Below are 435 nucleotides of genomic sequence, written 5' to 3' on the forward strand. Positions count from 1 at the left end.
ATGCCGGAGGCGGTGAGCTTGATCTCCTGCGTCATCCGCTCCGCCTCACCCTTCGACAGGATGCGGAGGACTCCGGGCTTCACCGCGGCGTCCGTGATCGCTTCGACCACACCGGAGCCGCGCACCACTTCGGGGGCAGGGACCGTGCGACGCGGGCTCACGACGCCACCACCCGAACCACGCGGTACTTCTCGTACCCGACGGTCTTGTTGAGCAGGTTGATGTCCTCGAACCGCCAGGTCATCTTCGACAACTTCCAGGCACCGCCGACCCTGTCGCGGTACTGCACGGTCAGCCTCATGCTGCGTCTCCGTTCGGTGCGATGCGGAACCCGGGCGTCGCCGCCACGGTCTTTGCGTAGATGGACCCGGCGAGCTCGCGGGTCGCCGCGGCGCGCTGCTCGAAACCGACGACCTCGGCGTACGTCTCCGGCTC

General features: G+C 67.8%; 1 protein-coding gene. It reads right to left on the reverse strand.

Features of this window, described 5'->3' with window-relative positions; translation table 11 throughout:
• Positions 1-157: 157 nt before the first annotated feature.
• Positions 158-301, reverse strand: coding sequence for a hypothetical protein (locus tag LL239_RS17600; RefSeq protein WP_228164619.1), 144 nt, complete (start codon positions 299-301; stop codon positions 158-160).
• Positions 302-435 lie beyond the last annotated feature (134 nt).

Source organism: Microbacterium testaceum (assembly GCF_020781835.1).
GTDB classification, from domain to species: domain Bacteria; phylum Actinomycetota; class Actinomycetes; order Actinomycetales; family Microbacteriaceae; genus Microbacterium; species Microbacterium testaceum_H.

What these genes read in the sequence shown, in the direction of transcription:
- LL239_RS17600 (WP_228164619.1), bottom strand. Translation starts at nt 301, where the DNA reads ATGAGGCTGACCGTGCAGTACCGCGACAGGGTCGGCGGTGCCTGGAAG.